This is a genomic window from Nguyenibacter vanlangensis (genome assembly GCF_013376155.1).
In the GTDB taxonomy this organism is placed as follows: domain Bacteria; phylum Pseudomonadota; class Alphaproteobacteria; order Acetobacterales; family Acetobacteraceae; genus Gluconacetobacter; species Gluconacetobacter vanlangensis.
Genome location: NZ_JABXXP010001262.1, coordinates 1 through 538, shown reverse-complemented (window position 1 = coordinate 538; position 538 = coordinate 1). Strand labels below are relative to the sequence as shown.

1 protein-coding gene is annotated in these 538 nt (G+C 72.5%); it reads left to right on the top strand.

From position 1 onward, the window contains the following. On the top strand, window positions 1-538 hold a 538-nt coding region (locus HUK84_RS22490), incomplete at both ends, for an OB-fold nucleic acid binding domain-containing protein (protein ID WP_374729417.1).

Sequence of the window (538 nt, the reverse complement as noted above, 5' to 3'; positions counted from 1 at the left end):
ATGATCGACCGGCGCTACCGGCCGGCGTTGCGCGATGCGATTCCGGGGCGGGTCTGCACGCTGCAGGCGGTGGTGCGCCGGGTGGACGCGCCAGCGCGCGGTACGCGCCAGCCCTGGCGGGTGCAGATATCGGACGGCACGGGCAGCGCCGACTTGGTGTTCTTTTCGCCCTATCAGGCGCGGCAGATGGCGGTGGGGGCCACCGTCGCGGTGTCGGGCATGCTGGAGGCTTTCGGCGACCGGTTGTCGATGGCGCATCCGGAGCATCTCGTCGCGGGCGGGCGCATCGAGCGGATACCGGCGCTGGAGCCTGTCTGGCCGCTGACGGCGGGGCTGTTTACGCGCCATGTACGCGGCGCGCTGCGGGAGGCCCTGCTGCGCCTGCCTCCCCTGCCCGAATGGCTGGATGCGGCACTGGTGGCCCGGCGGCACTGGCCGGATTTCGCAACCGCGCTGCGGCAGTTGCACAGCCCCGAATCCTTTCCCGAGCTGCTGTGCGACGATGCCTGCGGGGCGGCGTGGGAGCGGGCGCGGCAGC